Raw genomic sequence first — 17,639 nt, 5'->3', positions numbered from 1 at the left:
CTCGATGCCGTCCGAACCCTCGGTGGCATTCACGATCTTCAGATCGATCTCGCCCTGCGGGAAGCACAGGAGCGTTGTGTCGTGGTTGGCGAGATCGGTTGTCATGCTATCGATTCGGGTTGCGTTGATCGATCGGCGGGTGGTTTCACTCCTTGCTCACGCCACGCAAATACCCGGAATTGCGGTACGGCGCATAGCTTCCCGCATGCATACGCTGTCGACGGGATAATTGGCCGAGAGTGCGGCGAATTCGGGAGCTGTCACCGCCTCATGAAGTGCCTGAGCCGACTCCCAGACAGCAAGGTTGATCAGGACGTTGCTGCTGCCGATGCCGCGGTAAAGCTGCCCGGAGATGAAACCACGCCGCGCCTTCATATACAGCGCGTGCTGTCGCCAGCCGACGATCGCTTCATCGGCTTCTCCGTTGGGTGCGATCAACATATCTAGCAGCGTGAACGGCCCCTCGGTCTGTGCCAACTGCTCCGCAAGCTGCAGGTCCGGATCTAGGTAGCGGAAATTCAGCTGGGGGTTGGGGGCCCTGCTTGGGGCAGATTGCGGATGGGTTGAATTCCAGCGATTCCCGATGCAGATTCCCCTTACCGCGATGGGTCGTACCAGATGCGGGTAGGCCACCGTGCCGTCGGGGTATGTCAGTAGCTGACGCTGAAATTCGGGACTAAGGACGGCGTCGCGCAATGCAGCTGTGGACTCCCACACGGCCACGTTTGTCATGACCCGGCTGCCCGGGGCCGTTCCTCGATGCAGCTGCGCGGAAATACACCCCTTGGACATCATGAGTTCGGCGTCGTGGCGCCAGATTTCCATGACTTTATCCGCCTGGCCACACGGTGCAAGGAAGGTGTTGATGATGGTGACCGGATCGGTTCCCTGATCCTGGATTTGCGCGAAGAAAGGGGAGTTTGGATCGAGATTTTCTAGAGTGATCATGGACGTCCGTCTCTTTGTTGAGGCGCAGGGTAATTGGGATTAGTCGAGTACCGCGGCTAGGCCGACGTACGAGGGCGAACCGGGGTGACCTCCGGCGGGGGCACCGGACCACGCCGAGCGCCAAGGGTAGGGCAGCTGACGGCTCCTGCTGAGCTGACCGAGACAGATAGCACACCGATTCGGTCAATCTCGACACTCACGGTGTCACCGTCGGCGATCTGGCCGATGCCGGCCGGTGTGCCAGTGGTGATGATGTCGCCCGGGTGCAGCGTCATCACGGACGAGGCATAACTCAAGAGTTCGGGTATACCCCAAATGAGGTCGGCGATGTCGGCGTCCTGACGCAGCGTGCCGTTGACTGTGGTGCGCAGCCGCAGCTGCGACAGTTCGCCGACTTCGCTAGGGGTGACCAGTTGCGGTCCCACGGGAGTGAACGTCTCGAATGACTTACGCGTGGAACGATCTTCGCCGCCGCGCATCGTCATGTCCAAACAGCACGTATAGCCTGCGACGTATGTGAGAGCGTCAGCGACATCGACGAATCGTGCTGTGCGCCCGATGACCAGCGCCAGTTCGCCTTCCTGGTCGAACCTACGGTCGGTGTAAGGGAGTACCACTGTGCCGCCGTGCCGAAGGACCGACGAAGGTGCTTTCAGAAAGACACCGAGTGCTTCGATGCCGTAGTCCTCGTTCATTTCCTGCTGGTGGTCGCGGTAGTTAACCGGAGCGGCAACGACTTTGGTCGGGTCTGGAACAATCGGTTCGATGCCGACATCGTCCATCGATACGCTTTGCAGACCCTTGAGGTCAGATGCAGAAAAGTCCAGTACACCGTCGAACGCCTGGAGCAGGCGACGCATGGGGCTTTGGCCCGAACCGATACCCGCGAACAGCGGGCGAAGGTCCAGGAGATGTGAGTCGGATGTCCTCAATCCGACGGACGAGCCGGAAATCGGGTGGCGGAAGCTAACTAGTTTCATGGCTCTACTCCTAAACGGACAACGACCGCAGAGTGAGGCCGGACATGATCGGCGACGCGGACATCAGTACTCCAGAATTTCTTGCCGGAAGAGCGAAAGTGCCTGCAGCACAGGCGCATCGCTGCAAACGAACACGTCGAGCTGAGCGTCGGCGTGAATGAGGTAGGTGCTCCACGAGGGCACCACAAAGATGTCACCGCTTTCCAGGCTGAATGTCTGGTCTTCGACGTCTACGTGGCCTGAACCGTTGAGAACGCCAAAGACCTGGGCACCGGTCTGACGTGCCGGTTCGCTCGACGCCCCAGGAAGGATGCGCGTCATCTCGCACCGTAGCGTCGGCATGACGTCTCCGCCGCTCGTGGGATCGGTGTAGCGCACAGTCGCTGCTGTCGAACGGTGGAGATTAAGTAGTGCATACAGCCCGCGATCGGTGTCACCCCATCGATACACGGTCAACGGTGAGTGTGCGGAACCGTTGTCAGCGGCGTGCTGTCCAGAGGGCACCAGTCCGGGGCCTTGTCCGTAGCGTTGCTCAGCAACCGACGGTGATCTGCTCCACGGTGGTCGTTCTGATCGACCGGGCTCGAAGAAGATCGCTTCGAGCGCCTCCACCACTGGTAGGTCGAGGATGTCGAGCCACATCATGGAACTCATACCGAAGTTGTGGTGCCCATGCCATGTCCAGGCGGGTGTGAGGACAAGATCTCCCCGGGCCATCGGGATCGAGTCGCCGTCGACCGTCGTCGAAACGCCGTCGCCGTCAAGAATGAAGCGCAATGCAGCGGGGGAGTGCCGGTGCGGCGGTGCGGTTTCCCCTGGCAACAGGTACTGAACCGCGGCCCACAGAGTATTGGAAATATACGGCGCCCCATCTAATCCCGGGTTCGACATCGCGAGTACCCGACGGTCGCCGCCCTCATTGATGGGAATCAGCTCGCCGGACCTTGCTGCTAGCTTGTACATCTCCGATGCCCGCCACCGAAAGGGAATCGTCCGGGGACACGGCGTGGTGGTCAGTAGTCCTCGCATCTCCCATAGAGGCTGCAACTGTGCTGCGGCCAAGTCCCCGTAGAGATCGTCGATTGCGCCGTTCGCCGAGTTGTACCGCGTTGTCATGACAGGTCTTTCGTCGTTCAGATGGTGGTCGCCACGCCCTGCTCAAGTACGACGACCTCACAGTTCGCCGGACCTAGGTTGCGCAGCAGCGAGTAGTGCAGGTTCTGGTGTACGGGAGCGAGGCCAGCCTGGTGGATGGGGATCACAATGCGTGGATTGACCGCTCGCAGGTAGTCGATCGCTTCGCCGACCTTCATCCATGGGCCGCCGACCGGAAGCAGCAGCACCTCCACAGATCCCGAGGGCTTGATGAAGGCATCTCCGGGGTGCAGAACGCGTTCGTCAATCACGTAACCGTTGTTGGTGAGATTCGGCATGTCGCAGTGAATGGTTGCGTGGTCACCGGCTAGGGCATCGATACGGATCGCGCCAACAGTCGACGTACTGCCGTCGATAGCCACGTGATGGGTGATTCCGTGATCGGAAAGTATTGCAGCACAGCCTATATCCGCGATCACCTGTACGGTCGGGTTGGCTTTGGCAAGAGCCGGTACCCGGTCCATGTCGATGTGGTCGGGATGAGCATGAGTAAACAGCAGCCCTTCAATATCACCACCGGTATCGAAGCCCTGGGAGTAAGTGCCCGGGTCGATCAAAATGCGGGTCGGATCGGGTGTTTCGAATTCCAGCTGGACACATGCGTGCCCGAAATGGGTGATCTTCAACTGAAAGCTCCTGTGCGTTGGGTGGGGTGGTCAAAGCCAAGGGGGGAGGATCGGCAACGGCTGGTCGCTACTGAGGTGCTCGCCGGCGGATCGGCCGATCAGCCACGCGACGAGCTGAGCGGCAGTGCCGCTGACCGTATTGGTGACGTCCTCCGCCCCGGTTGTGACGAACTGCGCCGTGTCGACCGTCCCTAGGCGTAACGAAGGCCATTCCGGCTGCTTGCTGGTCCAGGCCGCTACGTCGTCCAACAGCGCAGCAGCCACCAGCGGCGGCACGTCGTCGACTGATGCACCGAGATCGATGTGATGAATCAAGACCTCGCGCAACCGAAGCCACGGTACGAGGGATGCAGGGATCGTCCTGCCCTGAGCGGTTCGGACAGGACTTTCCCAGTCTTGCGCGGTGAGCTTATCTGAGTTGGCCTGCAATCGGTCGGCGCTATCCACGACATCGCTGATGATTTCAGCAGCCAGCCGCCTCGCGCCAACGTTGATGTCTGTAGTGCGTTGTTCGCCGGATGAATACATGGGTGTTTCGACGCCCGTGCGGGCCCAGAGCAAGAGATTGCCCAACGCATCGGCATTGCGGGCAAGGTGGGATAGAAGATGACCGAGCGACCATCCCGGCAGCGCGCTGTCCTTGCTCAGGTCGTCGTCCCACAGAGAGTCGACAGTGACAAGCAGGCGCGCGGTCTCGGTCTGCAGCCAGGACTCGACGACCGTGCGGTCAGGACGCATCGGCGAACTCCGGTCGGCAGATGTTCTGGCATTGGCCAAGCCCGGTGATGGTCGTGGTCAGTGTTGCACCGGGATTCAGGTACCGCTTGGGGTCACGGGCGTGGCCGACGCCGCCGGGGGTGCCAGTCGCGATGACATCGCCGGGGCGCAATGTGAAGATCGTCGAGATATACGACACCAGGTCAGCGGGATCGAAGACCAGATCGCTGATCTCGGCCGATTGCACGATCTCTTCACCGACGCGCCCTTCAATTCTGGCCGCGCCGATATCGAATGCGTCGGCGGTTACCAAGTACGGCCCCATGGGGGTGGTGGAGTCGAAGTTCTTCCCCTGCAACCACTCTACCGTGCGATATTGCCAATCCCGTGCAGTGACGTCGTTGAGAACGCTATAGCCGGCAATCGCGTCCAGCGCGGTCACCCGGTCGGCATGCCGTACCGGTGCGCCGACCACGACGGCAAGCTCGGCTTCCCAATCCACCGCGTTCGATGCGCTTGGCAGGATGATGTTGTCGTTGGCGCCGATCAGGGCGTCTTCGTATTTGGCGAACAGTGTTGGGAATTGCGGTAATTCCCGGCCCATTTCCAGGATGTGGGACCGATAGTTGAGGCCCACGCAGATGACCTTGGAGGGCCTCGGGACCACCGGGGCGAAGTTCAGCCCGTCAACAGAGTGCCGGGCACCGTCGGCCGCCGCGGCGACGGCGTGCCAGTCGGGTTGCTTGAGGAGGTCGCCGACATCACCGAAGCCGGTTTCCACGGCTGCGTTCTCGTCAACGCGGACAGCTGCAGTGCCGGCAGCCAGGCGGATGGTCGCCAGTTTCACTGGGTGATTCTCCTATCGAGATGAAGGCGTTCGAAGATTGGGGCGTCGCTCATGCGGAACAGTGTCATCTCGGTCTCCGCTGTGAATGTGTTTGCGCACCAAGAAGGTACGGCGATGAGGTCGCCGCGCACCACGTCGCGCCGCTCGTCGCCGAGGTTGACCGAACCCGTGCCATCGAATACTTGCCAGACGCTGGAACCGGCTTCTTGGGTTGTCAATGTCGCTGCACCGGAAGCGATTCGGTGCATCTCGGTACGGATGGTCGGTAGGGCGTCGCCACCGGTAACAGGATTGCTGAATCTGACGGCTGCGTGTCCGGGGCTGACAACCCCGGGAAATCCTTCGGCCTGCAATTCGAGCTGGGCCCGCAGCGCTGCGTCGGTGTCTTCCCATCGGTAGGCCGCCAGCGGAGAATGCTCCGCCGGACTTCCGACGGCTGATACGGGCAGCAGCCCCGGGTGGCCCCATAGTCGTTCAGAGCGCGACGTCTCTGGGGTGCTTCGATCTTCGACGCCGTCGGTGCCGAATTCGAAGAAGCCTGCGTCGATCTGAGAGCTGAACGGGATGTCGAGTCCATCGAGCCATGCCATCGGTGCCGGGTTTGGGTTGTGGTGGCCGTGGAATTGCCAACCGGCGGTGAGCAACAGATCACCGCGACGCATCGCTACCGGATCGCCGTCGACGACCGTCCAGACCCCTTCGCCCTCCAAGACGAAGCGAAAAGCGTTCTGGCTGTGCCGATGCGACGGCGCTGTTTCGCCGGGCCCCAGGTACTGGATTGCCGCCCACATGGTGGGCGTCGCGTACGGCATCGGGGACAGCCCCGGGTTCGCGATCGCGATGGCACGGCGCTCGCCGCCGCGGCCGACGGGGATGAGGTCACCTGCCTGCTGCGCCAGCGGATACAGATCGGTCCAGTGCCAGATGTACGGAATTGCAGCCGGATTGGGTACCGACGGCATCAGATCGCCTCGTGCCGTCCACAGCGGAATGAGGTGGTTCTCCGCGAAGTCCGCGTACAGCTGTGCCTCTGATTCGGTGGCCGTTGTCATCGGTACTGCCTCTCACTCGCGCGAACCAGATACTGGTAACCGGCATTGAGCTGAACGGGATTCCAGATCTGTTCGTTCTTGAACGCGGACTCTGCGGGGTCCGACCAGCTCAGCGGGCCGCCGGCGGCCATGGCCATCAGTTGGGTGCGGCACGCCCGCTCCAGCAGAACCGCGTACATGACCGCGGTTGCTGGATCGGGTCCCACTGTCACGGCACCGTGGTTCGGCATCAGGATCGCCGGTGCGCTGCCCAACTCGGCCGCTAGAGCCTGGCCTAGTTCACGCGTAGCGATCAGCGCTCCCGTGACGCTGAATCGTGGCAGGTCTGCCTCGAATGCCACCGCGTCGTGGGAGATTGGCCGTAGCGCGGTATTGAGCGAGGCGAATGCGCTCAATGCCGGTGCGTGAGTGTGGACCACGGACTGGACGTCATCGCGTGCCGCCATGATCTCGGTGTGTATCGGGTATTCGAGGTGACGCGGTCCCGATCCGCCAGCCACCTCTCCGAGTGGCGTTACCAGGGCGACCCGGTCAGCGGTGATCTCCTCGAATCCCCAGCCAGAGGCCTTCATCCATACGCCGTTGTCGTCGGGGTCGCGCACCGAGGCGTGGCCCCACACCATGTCGGTGAGGCCGGCCACGGCCAAGGCGGCACTAGCGTCGATTACCTGGGCAATCGGATCTGCCACCGTCACAACACCTTTGCTTGGTAGAGCCAGTCGAGATCGGCGTAGTTCTCGTCGGAGCTGCGCGCCAAGACCCGGTTGCGCAATGCGGGCACGATCGCGTCGGACGCGTGCCAGATTTCGCCCCATGCCCGCGCGATGGTTTGGACCTCTGCTGTTCGCGGTAGCCGGTCCTGCTGATAGGAGGCGAAGGCTTCGACAATATCGCCGTCGTGCTTGACCATGTACTCGGCCAGGCAACCGGCATCCTCGATCGCCTGGCAAGCGCCTTGGGCCAAATACTGCAGCATGGGGTGCGCGGCGTCGCCGAGCAAGGTGATGCGTCCAGTGGTCCAATTGTCGATCGGCTCACGGTCAAACATTGGCCAGCGCCGTTCCCGCTTGAACAAGGTCACCGACGCGCGCACCTGTTCGCACGCCACTCCAAAATGCTCGTCGAGCTCGTCTGGCGTGCCCCAGTCGGTGTCGTTCTCCATGCCTGGCCGGTATCGGTGACTGTGGAAAACCGCGACCTGGTTGTAGAGCTCGCCGCCGCGAATCGGGTACTGAACCAGGTGCCGGTCCGGCCCGATCCAGATGATCTCGGCATCGTCGTCGTGCCGCACTGGTAGATCGGCGATCGGAACCGCACCACGGTAGGCAACGTAGGACGAACAGACAGGCTGATCGTCTGATACCAGACGACGGGTTTTCGACCATAGTCCGTCAGCACCCACGACGGCGTCACACTCGTAGGACGTTCCGTCGGCGAATTCGACGCGTGCCCAGTCACCTTGATCGCTGATGTCCGTCATAGCCTTGTTTGGTTCCAAGGTGATTCGGTCATTGGCGCGGCAGGCAGCCAGCAGTACCTCGAGCAGATCGCCACGGTGCAGGACGGTGTAGGGGTATCCGTAGCGCTGAATGAACGGCTCACCCATGTCCACGGTCGTCAGCTTCGCACCGGTGTCGATGTCGTGGAAGATCAGAGAACTCGGCTGTACGGCGATCTTGTTGATCTCCGAAAGCAATCCGAGACCGTCGAGAATTCGCATCGCGTTGGGGGCCAATTGGATTCCAGCCCCGATCTCGCTGAATTCCGAGGCCTGTTCGACCACGTGAACGGCGAAACCGGCGTGTGCGAGTGCGACGGCAGCCGACATGCCGCCGATACCGCCTCCCACAATGAGTAGGGGGATCCGCATCATTTGTCCTTTCTCGGGCCCACACGGGGCGTGTCGACACCGATTGGGCCGAGGGGGGTGGCGCCGCCGGGGTCTCCTAGCGGCTGTTCGCGTCCGGGCAGTGGCTCATCGAAGAATCGCGCGTTGTCTTCGAACACATCCGGCGCATCGTTGAATTCGTCTGGCGTCAGAATGGCGTCGACCGGGCAAGTCGACAGGCACGCACCGCATTCCACGCATTCGCGGGGATGGATGTACCGCTTGGTCAGCCCCTCGTAAATGCAGTCGACCGGGCAGACCTCCACGCACGAGCCGTCCATCTCGCCGATGCAAGCGTCGTTGATTACATAAGTCACGGGTCACTCCTAACTGTGCGGGCCCCGATGATGGCGGTGCCCGCGTTGCCCTAGCCCCACATCGCGGAAGGCGCGCTGGCAGATGCGCCGACATCCTTGTATGCGCGTTCAGCGGCCGAGTGCAACGGAATTGGCGTGTTCGCCATCTCGATCGGATCTATCGGCGATACCAATGGGGAGCGCTCGGGCGGGAGCATGGCGTACTGCGCTTCCAGCGCCTGGCGTGTACGGATCATGCACCAAGTGATCAGGTACGCCACGTCGTCATCGAGATCGTCGCGACAGACCAGCAGAAAGTCCGCGAAATCGAGGGCGCGCAGATCGTGCTCAAGACCAGGCAGGTAACCGGCCGGCACCGAGCGTTCCTGCCAACCGTGCTCAGCGAAGCCGGCGAAAACCGCTGCGTCCCAGTCGAGGTAGCGCACGGGCCGCTTCTGCGCGATGCGCTGCCAACCCGGTGTCATGATCGCCTCTTGTACCAACACGTTCGCCGTACCTTCGGCGAAGTGTTGCAAACCTGGGAACGGGCGTTCGTCATAGTCGAACGTCGCCCCCGCGGCGACCAGAGCGTCCGGGTCGGCACCGGCCAAGCGCAGCGCGGTATGGGCGGCGAAACCGACACCATTGACGCCGTCATCCGGGCACGTTGCGATCACCAACTGATCGGCCACCGCCATCAGATCAGCCACGTTATGTACCGGAAGGGCGGCGTCCACGACGATGACCAGACGGTCCCGGTGGCCGATACGGCCTAGTGCGCGCAAGAACGGTTGTGGCGCGGCGTCTTCGGCAATCTCTCCGGAACGGACCAGCGGCACCGCCGCGGCGGGCGTCATCACCGCTACATCGACCTCGCGAGCAGCGAGAGCCGCCGCCTGATCCGTACCACCCCGACCCGACCAGATGGCGAAACGGGACCCGGCCGGTACCCGGTCACCGACTTCCTGGGCCAACCAACCGCATATGCGCGTCATATTGGCCTGGCCCCAGTCACCTCGGAAGGCCAACTCGATCGGGCGATCGAGACGGACTTCGCCGTCGCTGGACACGCTGACTGCCGTAGTCGTCACTGGTTCGCCATCGCCGCCACGGCAGCGCCGTCGACTGCCGCATCGATCTCGTGGATCTCGTCGTACGGGAAACCGACCCGCTCGAATTCCTGGCGCAATGCATCAGCGGTCTCGGCCTCGTACAGCGTGAAGATCGCGCCACTGTCAGTGTTCGCGTAGAGGTGTTTGAACGTGGCGTGCACGTTCTTGGCGACCTCTGGGGCGTACCCAGCGATCTCCTCTTCGGACAGGCCGGGGGCTTGATGCGTGCTGAGGAAGAGTGACATCCAGAGACCTTTCAGTGTCGCTATGCGGGACAGTGTCCCGTCTGATGCTGCCATGACCGTCGTCACATTGCAAGCAATCACCGGGCTGGGTAACCAGATGGGATACGGTGCACGCGTGAGGTTTCACGCTGGCGAGCACAAGGCCGCCCATCGCGCAAGGTTCGGTGCGCGATGACCTCCGATGCACAAGAAGAGCGACCATCGAGCCTGATTGGCGCCGTTGACAACGTTCTGCGGCTGCTCGCGATGTTTGAGACCAAGAAGGTCATCCGCGTCAACGAAGTGAGCCGCGACATGGGACTGTCGCGATCCACCGTGCACCGGATGCTGTCCACGTTGCACCACCACCACTTTGTCGAGCAGGACGACTTGTCCCGCGCGTACGCGCCGGGGCCGGCTCTTGTGGATATCGGACTGTCGGTGATCCGCAACATGGATGTCCGGACGGTGTCGCACGGGGTTCTCGTGGAGTTGGCCGAAAAGACCAACGAGACTGTGCATCTGGGCGTTCTCCGGGGCGACAACCTTGTGTACCTCGACAGTGTCGAAAGTGCCCAGATGGTCCGCACGGGGAGTCGCGTTGGCTGGACGCTGCCCGCGCACACCACTGCCAGCGGCAAGGCCCTGCTGGCGGCGATGTCGGACGCTGAGTTGCAGACGCTCTATCCCGACGAGCAACTCCCAGCTCAAACAGGCAACACGATCACCACCCGCGCCGCCCTGTTCGCCCAACTCGATGAGATTCGCCACTGCGGCTACGCGACCAACATGACCGAGAGTGAAGGCGACGTGAGCGCCGTCGGGGCCGCGGTCTGTGACCCGAACGGTCGGGTCCGCGGTGCGCTGGCCGTCACCGCGCCGGCTTCGCGGGTCGACGACACATGGATCACTGCCTGCTCGGATGCGGTGGTCAGCGCTGCTCGGGTACTGGGCAACCGCTTTAGCTGACATCTCGCTCCGCCGAACGTATTTCCGCGGGCAACTCCTGCAATCGCTTGCGTGTGTGACTTCGTCATGTCTACAGTGCGAAGCGTGATAGCGATCACTGTTCCGTATAGTGCGACATCGAGCTGCTTGGTGGTCGATCGTCTATCGGTGCTGAGGAAATTGTTGGTCCGACTCCTGATCCGGCGGCCGGAGCAGTTTTGGTACGCCAGTTCTGCAGACAAATGCAGCGGTTGCGCATGAGCGTTTTATCGATCGCGTCGCGGCCAGCTATCGCCCTGGGTGGGTTCTTCGCGCTGGCGTTGGAGGTGGTACTACTTCTCCCGCGGCGGCCGTTCGCACTGCGCGAATTCGTCCTCCAAGCATGGTTTGTCGCGCGGGTCTCGTTGCTGCCCACCTTGATGCTGGCGATGCCCTACACGGTGCTCGTCGTCTTCACGTTCAACATCCTGTTGATGGAGTTCGGCGCCGCTGACTTCTGCGGTACGACAGCGGCTTTCGCGACGGTCACGCAAGTTGGCCCGATCGTGACGGTGCTGGTTGTCGCCGGCGCGGGAGCGACCGCCATGTGCGCTGACCTCGGAGCTCGCACCATCCGCGAAGAACTCGACGCGCTACGGGTCATGGGGGTCAATCCCATACAGGCCCTAGTGGTTCCGCGAGTCCTCGCCGCGACGCTGGTCGCCGTGCTGCTGTCATCATGGGTGATCACGGTCGGACTGGTCGGCGGCTTCTTCTTCTCGGTGTATGTCCAGCACGTGACACCCGGCGCCTATGTCGCCGGCATGACGGTGCTCACCAGCATGCCTGACTTGGTAGTGGCCCTGGTAAAGGCCGCACTGTTCGGGCTGGCCGCCGGACTGATCGCCTGCTACAAGGGCGTTTCGGTCGGCGGCGGCGCCGCCGGCGTCGGCAACGCCGTCAACGAGACAGTCGTTTACACCTTCGTGGCGCTCTTTGCGATCAACATCATCGCGACCGCCGTCGGCGTGAAGGTCACGCTGTGACCGTCGCCGCGCCACGGTTGCCTCGGCTGACCCAGAAGGCCCGCGGCTGGGCGGCCGGGTGGAATCGCATCGGTGAACAAGCCAAGTTCTACGCCACGACCGTCATGTCGACCCCAGATGCGGTACTGAACTATCGCTCCGAGCTGCTCCGGCTCATTGCCCAAATGGGTTTGGGGACAGGCGCACTCGCCATCGTCGGCGGCACGGTGGTGATCGTCGCGTTCCTCACCGTCACCACCGGCGCCCTTGCCGCGGTGATCGGGTACAACCAGCTCAACGACATCGGCGTCGAGGCGCTAACCGGCTTCGCATCAGCGTATTTCAACGTCAGGCTCGCTGCCCCGCTCACCTCAGGTGTCGCACTGGCAGCCACGATCGGAGCCGGCGCCACCGCGCAGCTCGGTGCCATGCGTATCAACGAAGAAATCGACGCACTGGAAGTCATGGGCGTGCGCTCCATTTCCTATCTGGCGGCCACACGCCTGGTCGCCGGCTTAGTAGTGGTCATGCCTCTGTATTGCGTCGCCGTATTAGCGGCATTCGCCTCAGCCTGGTTGTGCACCACCGTGATCTACGGCCAGTCCAGCGGCGTCTACGACCACTACTTCAACACCTTCCTTTACCCCATGAGCCTCATCTGGTCATTCATGCTTGCGGTAGCGATGGCGATCGTAATCATGCTGGTGCACACGTACTACGGCTTCACCGCCAGCGGCGGGCCAGCCGGCGTCGGCGAAGCAGTCGGCCGCGCAGTACGCAGTTCACTGGTTGCGGCCGGAGTGCTGACCGTGTTCATTTCCCTGGCTGTCTACGGGCAGTCGGGCAGCTTCAACCTGTCGGGCTGACAACATGAGCACAGCAACAGGTCTCTCGCGCATACATCCGGCGTGGTGGGCAGCCACGCTCATCGCCGCGATCACCACCTTCATCTGGTACTGCGGTGCCACGTTCGCCGGCACACTCGACTTCACGATTCCAATCACGCTGGCCGCCGACCGCTCCGGTCTGGTCATGGAATCCGGCGCCAAGGTCAAGCTGCGCGGCGTTCTTGTCGGCCATGTCACCGGAATCGAGCCGGGCACCAAACCAGTACGGCTGAAATTGGAACTCTTCCCAGATCAGATCAGCCACATCCCAGCCAACATCAGTGCACAGATCCGATCCACCACGATCTTCGGCGCAAAGTACGTCGACCTTGAAGTTCCGGAAAATCCTAGTGCACAACGCATTTCGGCTGGCGCCGTGGTGCAATCAAGTAACGTGAGCACCGAGGTCAACACGGTCTTCCAGAACTTGGTCGACGTCCTGAATAAGATCGACGCACCGAAGCTCAACGCGATCCTGACCGCCATGTCCGACTCCGTGCGAGGCCGCGGGCAACAGATCGGCGAGGCAACCTCAGCCAGCAACCATGTACTTGGTGAGATCAATCCCCGCATGGACGCGGTGCAAGCAGATCTGCGCTCGGCGAAAGCCGCCGCAGACGCCTACGGCGCCGCGGCGCCGGACCTAGTGGCCGCTGTAAAAGATTTCACCACAACAAGTTCAACCATCAAGACCCACGCCACCGATTTAGATGCGTTGCTGCTCAGCACAATCGGTGTGTCCAACGCCGGTATCGATCTGCTGGCCCCCAACCAGGACAACCTCGTCACAGCCATCAACGTGCTGGAACCGACAACGAGCCTGCTGCTGAAATACCAGCCTGAATACACCTGCACCCTGGTCGGCGCCAAGAAGGTTCTCGACGAGGACGGATACCAGGTGTTTGGCGGCAACGGATATTCGCTAGTCCTGGATGATGCCTTTCTATTCGGCAGCGACCCGTACCACTATCCGGACAACCTTCCGATCGTGGCCGCCAAGGGCGGACCCGGCGGCAAGCCGGGCTGCGGATCGCTGCCCGATGTCAACAAGAACTTCCCGGTGCGGCAATTGGTCACCAACACCGGGTGGGGCACCGGCTTGGATATCCGGCCCAATCCCGGGGTTGGCAATCCCTGGTGGACGGACTTGCTCCCCGTGACGCGCGGCATACCGCAGCCCCCGAGCACTCGAGGCGTCGGAGCTCCGGCGATCGGGCCCGTTCCATACCCCGGCGCGCCACCCTACGGCGCGCCGGAATACGGACCTGACGGCAGCCCGCTCTACCTCCCGCCTCCCGTCCAGTCATCACCACCCACCCCATAGCAGATCACTACGGCGACAGCATCGATTAAGGACCATTGCAGTGAGAGACAACTTGGTGGGAGCGGTATGGCGCTTCTCCGTCTTCGCGGCCGTCTGCCTGTTGGCGACCTACGGCCTGTTCATGGTTTTCGCGCAGATCCGCTATGAGCCGCAGGTACAGTACTCGGCCGAATTCAGCAACATCAGCGGTCTCAAGGTCGGAGACTTCGTCCGCATCGCCGGCGTCGAGGTCGGCAAGGTGAAGCACGTTTCCATACGCCCGGATACGGTGGTGGTAGCTGATTTCACCGCAGACAAGAGTGTTGCTCTGACACAGGGGAGCCGCGCGGCGATCCGTTACGAGGATGTCGTTGGGCACCGCTACCTCGAACTCCTGCAGGGCACCCCCGGGCTCGCGCGCATCAATCCCGGCTCGACCATCCCGATCGGCCGCACCGAACCCGCACTTGACCTCGACGCACTCATCGGAGGCTTTCGCCCCCTGTTCCGGGCGCTGGACCCGGTCCAGATCAACGCTCTGTCGGGACAACTGATCACCGCGTTTCAGGACCAGGGCGCCGCGATCGGTGGATTCCTGGAGCAGGCCGCGGTGGTCACCAGCACCCTCGCCGACCGCGACGATCTCATCAAATCGGTCATCACCAACCTCAACACGGTCCTGGGATCCCTGGGCGACCAAAGCCGCCAATTCGACAAGGCACTCACGTCGTTTTCGTCATTGATGAGCCGGTTCGCAGAGCACAAAGGCGATCTCACCGACTCGCTCGCACACGGCAACGCGGCCGCGCTATCCATTTCCAGCATGTTGGCGCAGATGCGACCGTCATTCAAAGAGACTGTGGCGCAGTCGGATCGCGCCAACGCCATCGTGGTGGCCGACCATGACTACTTCGACGATTTCCTCAACACGCTGCCCGACGCTTACCAGGTCCTCGCCAGGCAGGGCATGTACGGCGACTTCTTTACCTTCTACCTGTGTGATGCCCTCCTGAAAGTCAATGGAAAAGGCGGACAACCCGTGTATGTCAAACTCGCCGGCCAGTCGTCGGGGAGGTGTACGCCGCGATGACATCCCATTCCCCGCGCCGCCTAGCAATCATGGGAATCGTTGGCGTCGCTGTCGTCGTGGCGATCGTGGCGGGAGCCTTGGGCTACGACAAACTGCCGTTCTTCACCGCGGCGAAGACCAGCTACTCGGCCTACTTCGCTGATTCGAACGGAATCGACACCGGTGCACCGGTACAGGTTTCGGGCTTCCAGGTGGGCGCCGTCACCGGTGTTGATCTGGACGGAGACCGGGTGCGGATCACCTTCTACGTCGACAAGAACATCCCTCTCGGGAATCGAACCGAAGCGGCGATCAAAGCCAAAAGCCTACTGGGAGCCAAAGTCCTGCAAATCACCCCACGCGGGGGAGGGCACCTCGACGCGCCCATCACCATCGACCGCACCACACCGACGTACGAATTACCCGATGCCCTAGGCGATCTCGCGCAGACGATCAACGCACTGAACACCGATCGGCTCAACGAATCACTGAGTATGCTCGCCTCGACCTTCAAAGACACCCCACCCCAGTTCAAACGCGCTGTCGAGGGCGTCGCGCGATTCTCGCAGGTGCTCAATGAACGCGACGGGCAACTGCGCGACCTACTCCTCAACGCCAACAAGTCCACTTCGGTATTGGCTCAGCGCAGCGATCAAGTCGTTGGGATGATCGTCAACACCAATGCACTGCTGGCCCAATTACAAACTCAGAGTGCGGCATTGGAACAGATTTCGGGCAACATTTCCGCACTATCGCGGCAGGTATCCGGATTCGTCACCGATAACCGCAGTCAACTCCACGGTGCACTGGACAAGCTCAATGGCGTCCTGGCCATCGTCGACGGACGAAAAGACCGCATTCAGCAATCGCTAAAGCTGCTCAACACGTACGCGATGTCACTAGGCGAAGCGGTGTCGTCGGGGCCGTTCTTCAAAGCGTATGTGGCCAACCTACTTCCGGGACAGTTCGTGCAGCCGTTCGTCGACGCAGCATTCTCTGACCTGGGTCTCGATCCGAATACGCTGCTGCCGTCGCAGCGGGTAGACCCGCCCACCGGCCAACCCGGAACGCCGGCTCTGCCCGTGCCGTATCCGCGCACCGGCCAAGGGGGCCAGCCGAAGCTGTCGCTGCCTGACGCGATCACCGGTAACCCCGACGACCCGCGCTATCCCTACCGCGAACCGCTACCCGCACCGCCGCCAGGCGGCCCCCCGCCGGGCCCACCGGCCACATCGCCCGCAGCCGATCAACCCGCCGCGAACGGGGTGCCGCAATGAGATCGACCAGAACGTGGGTGATGACGGCGGTCATTCTCGGGCTGGTGGTTCTCGCCGGTATCGGGGTATCCCAGTGGCCGCCGCAGCGCACCAGCAAGACACACATCGTGGCCTGGTTCGATAACAGCAACGGTCTCTTCGTCGGAGACAACGTGGTCGTGCTGGGCGTCAAGGTCGGGACCGTCGATGCGATCGAGCCGCTGCCGGACGGGGCCAAGGTCAGCTTGTGGGTGAACCGGAAGTACCCGATCCCCGCCGACGTGCGTGCGGTAATCCTTTCCCCCAAGCTGATCACCTCTCGGGCGATTCAGCTGACCCCTGCCTATACCGGTGGGCCGGCGCTGGCAGACGGTGCTGTGATCACCAAAGCGCGCACCGCTGTACCTGTCGAGTTCGACGATTTCCGCCAGCAGCTGCAGAAATTGACCGACAGTATGCAGCCGACGCAGCCCGGCGGCGTCAGCCCGATGGGGCAGTTCGTCGATACTGCCGCGGACAATCTGCGCGGTCAGGGTGCACAAATCAGGGACACCATCATCAAGCTGTCGCAAGCTGTTTCGGCTCTGGGTGACCACAGTGCCGACATCTTCGGCACCGCGAAGAATCTCGCGATACTGGTCGCCGCGCTGCACGACAGCGCCGGTCTGATGCAACGACTGAACAACAACTTGTCCACGGTCACCGGTTTGATGACCAATGATCCCGGAGCCATCGCGCGAGCCGTCGACGACCTCAACGCCGCGATCAATGATGTCACCGGGTTCGTGGCAGACAACCGCGAAGCGCTTGGCACTGCCACCGACAAACTGGGCTCGATCACCAAGGCGTTGGTCGACAGTCTGGACGACGTCAAACAGACCCTGCATGTGCTGCCCAACGTGATGACCAACGTGAGCAGCATCTACGAGCCGGCCCATGGCGCTATCAGCGGCATCCTGTCGATCAACAATTTTGCCAACCCGATCTCGTTCTTGTGCGGTGCAATTCAAGCGGCGTCACGACTCAACAATGAGCAGTCGGCGAAACTGTGTGTCCAATACCTCGCACCTATCGTGAAAAACCGCCAGTACAACAACCTGCCTATCGGCATGGATCCGTTCGTCACCGCGCAGGCGCGGCCCAACGAGGTGACCTACAGCGAGAACCGGCTGCGCCCGGACTACCGGCCAGGCTCCCCGCCTGCCGCCGAGGCGCCGAGTCCGCCGCCCCCCACAGCCGCCCCAGCTGAGGTACCGATCCCGACCGATCCTGCTGGGGGTCTAGCCGGCCTCATGGTGCCCGCCGGAGGTGGACAGTGAACGCGTGC

19 protein-coding genes are annotated in these 17,639 nt (G+C 62.2%); 7 read left to right on the top strand and 12 right to left on the bottom strand.

Translation table 11 applies throughout. The features are described from left to right. Nucleotides 1-156: 156 nt before the first annotated feature. From QRN63_RS22270 to QRN63_RS22215, 12 genes are all read right to left on the bottom strand, one after another. A complete protein-coding gene (locus QRN63_RS22270) occupies nt 157-948 on the bottom strand; it encodes an antibiotic biosynthesis monooxygenase family protein (RefSeq protein WP_285032753.1) in 792 nt (263 codons plus the stop codon). 56 nt (nt 949-1,004) lie between these two features. Further along, on the bottom strand, nt 1,005-1,808 hold the full coding sequence (locus QRN63_RS22265; RefSeq protein ID WP_285032752.1) for a fumarylacetoacetate hydrolase family protein: 804 nt from the start codon (nt 1,806-1,808) through the stop codon (nt 1,005-1,007). A 183-nt stretch (nt 1,809-1,991) separates the two neighbouring features. Next, nucleotides 1,992-3,044: a cupin domain-containing protein gene (locus QRN63_RS22260; protein WP_285032751.1), complete on the bottom strand. Its 1,053-nt coding sequence runs from the start codon at nt 3,042-3,044 to the stop codon at nt 1,992-1,994. 17 nt (nt 3,045-3,061) lie between these two features. Then, entirely contained in the window at nt 3,062-3,709 is a 648-nt protein-coding gene (locus QRN63_RS22255; protein WP_285032750.1) for an MBL fold metallo-hydrolase, read from the bottom strand. A gap of 30 nt (nt 3,710-3,739) precedes the next feature. Next, nucleotides 3,740-4,447 (bottom strand): maleylpyruvate isomerase family mycothiol-dependent enzyme, encoded by a 708-nt coding sequence (locus QRN63_RS22250; RefSeq protein WP_285032749.1) that lies wholly within the window; start codon nt 4,445-4,447, stop codon nt 3,740-3,742. Beyond that, on the bottom strand, nt 4,437-5,273 hold the full coding sequence (locus QRN63_RS22245) for a fumarylacetoacetate hydrolase family protein (RefSeq protein WP_285032748.1): 837 nt from the start codon (nt 5,271-5,273) through the stop codon (nt 4,437-4,439). The genes QRN63_RS22250 and QRN63_RS22245 overlap by 11 nt, the downstream gene beginning before the upstream one ends. Then, complete coding sequence (locus tag QRN63_RS22240; RefSeq protein ID WP_285032747.1) at nt 5,270-6,325, bottom strand: cupin domain-containing protein; 1,056 nt, start codon at nt 6,323-6,325, stop codon at nt 5,270-5,272. Before QRN63_RS22240 ends, QRN63_RS22245 begins: the two co-directional genes overlap by 4 nt. Beyond that, nucleotides 6,322-7,014 (bottom strand): class II aldolase/adducin family protein, encoded by a 693-nt coding sequence (locus tag QRN63_RS22235; protein WP_285032746.1) that lies wholly within the window; start codon nt 7,012-7,014, stop codon nt 6,322-6,324. The genes QRN63_RS22240 and QRN63_RS22235 overlap by 4 nt, the downstream gene beginning before the upstream one ends. 2 nt (nt 7,015-7,016) lie before the next feature. Further along, complete coding sequence (locus tag QRN63_RS22230; RefSeq protein ID WP_285032745.1) at nt 7,017-8,195, bottom strand: FAD-dependent monooxygenase; 1,179 nt, start codon at nt 8,193-8,195, stop codon at nt 7,017-7,019. Continuing rightward, nucleotides 8,195-8,530, bottom strand: a complete 336-nt coding sequence (locus tag QRN63_RS22225; RefSeq protein WP_285032744.1) for a ferredoxin family protein — start codon at nt 8,528-8,530, stop codon at nt 8,195-8,197. Before QRN63_RS22225 ends, QRN63_RS22230 begins: the two co-directional genes overlap by 1 nt. 50 nt (nt 8,531-8,580) lie before the next feature. After that, on the bottom strand, nt 8,581-9,504 hold the full coding sequence (locus QRN63_RS22220; protein ID WP_285032757.1) for a TAXI family TRAP transporter solute-binding subunit: 924 nt from the start codon (nt 9,502-9,504) through the stop codon (nt 8,581-8,583). 92 nt (nt 9,505-9,596) lie between these two features. Next, nucleotides 9,597-9,866: a nickel-binding protein gene (locus tag QRN63_RS22215; RefSeq protein WP_285032743.1), complete on the bottom strand. Its 270-nt coding sequence runs from the start codon at nt 9,864-9,866 to the stop codon at nt 9,597-9,599. A 171-nt stretch (nt 9,867-10,037) separates the two neighbouring features. Between QRN63_RS22215 and QRN63_RS22210 the strand changes: the two genes are divergently transcribed. From QRN63_RS22210 to QRN63_RS22180, 7 genes are all read left to right on the top strand, one after another. Further along, nucleotides 10,038-10,814 (top strand): IclR family transcriptional regulator, encoded by a 777-nt coding sequence (locus QRN63_RS22210; RefSeq protein WP_285032742.1) that lies wholly within the window; start codon nt 10,038-10,040, stop codon nt 10,812-10,814. Nucleotides 10,815-11,050: 236 nt separating this feature from the next. Next, complete coding sequence (locus QRN63_RS22205; RefSeq protein ID WP_285032741.1) at nt 11,051-11,818, top strand: MlaE family ABC transporter permease; 768 nt, start codon at nt 11,051-11,053, stop codon at nt 11,816-11,818. Further along, nucleotides 11,815-12,663, top strand: coding sequence for an ABC transporter permease (locus QRN63_RS22200; protein WP_285032740.1), 849 nt, complete (start codon nt 11,815-11,817; stop codon nt 12,661-12,663). The genes QRN63_RS22205 and QRN63_RS22200 overlap by 4 nt, the downstream gene beginning before the upstream one ends. Before the next feature lie 4 nt (nt 12,664-12,667). Then, nucleotides 12,668-14,008: an MCE family protein gene (locus QRN63_RS22195; RefSeq protein ID WP_285032739.1), complete on the top strand. Its 1,341-nt coding sequence runs from the start codon at nt 12,668-12,670 to the stop codon at nt 14,006-14,008. A gap of 40 nt (nt 14,009-14,048) precedes the next feature. Next, entirely contained in the window at nt 14,049-15,077 is a 1,029-nt protein-coding gene (locus QRN63_RS22190; RefSeq protein ID WP_285032738.1) for an MCE family protein, read from the top strand. Then, nucleotides 15,074-16,333: an MCE family protein gene (locus QRN63_RS22185; RefSeq protein WP_285032737.1), complete on the top strand. Its 1,260-nt coding sequence runs from the start codon at nt 15,074-15,076 to the stop codon at nt 16,331-16,333. Before QRN63_RS22190 ends, QRN63_RS22185 begins: the two co-directional genes overlap by 4 nt. Further along, a complete protein-coding gene (locus tag QRN63_RS22180) occupies nt 16,330-17,631 on the top strand; it encodes an MCE family protein (protein WP_285032736.1) in 1,302 nt (433 codons plus the stop codon). Before QRN63_RS22185 ends, QRN63_RS22180 begins: the two co-directional genes overlap by 4 nt. Nucleotides 17,632-17,639 lie beyond the last annotated feature (8 nt).

The sequence above is a fragment of the Mycolicibacterium sp. lyk4-40-TYG-92 genome, from assembly GCF_030209435.1.
In the GTDB taxonomy this organism is placed as follows: Bacteria; Actinomycetota; Actinomycetes; order Mycobacteriales; family Mycobacteriaceae; genus Mycobacterium.
This window is presented reverse-complemented; position numbering and strand designations above follow the sequence as displayed.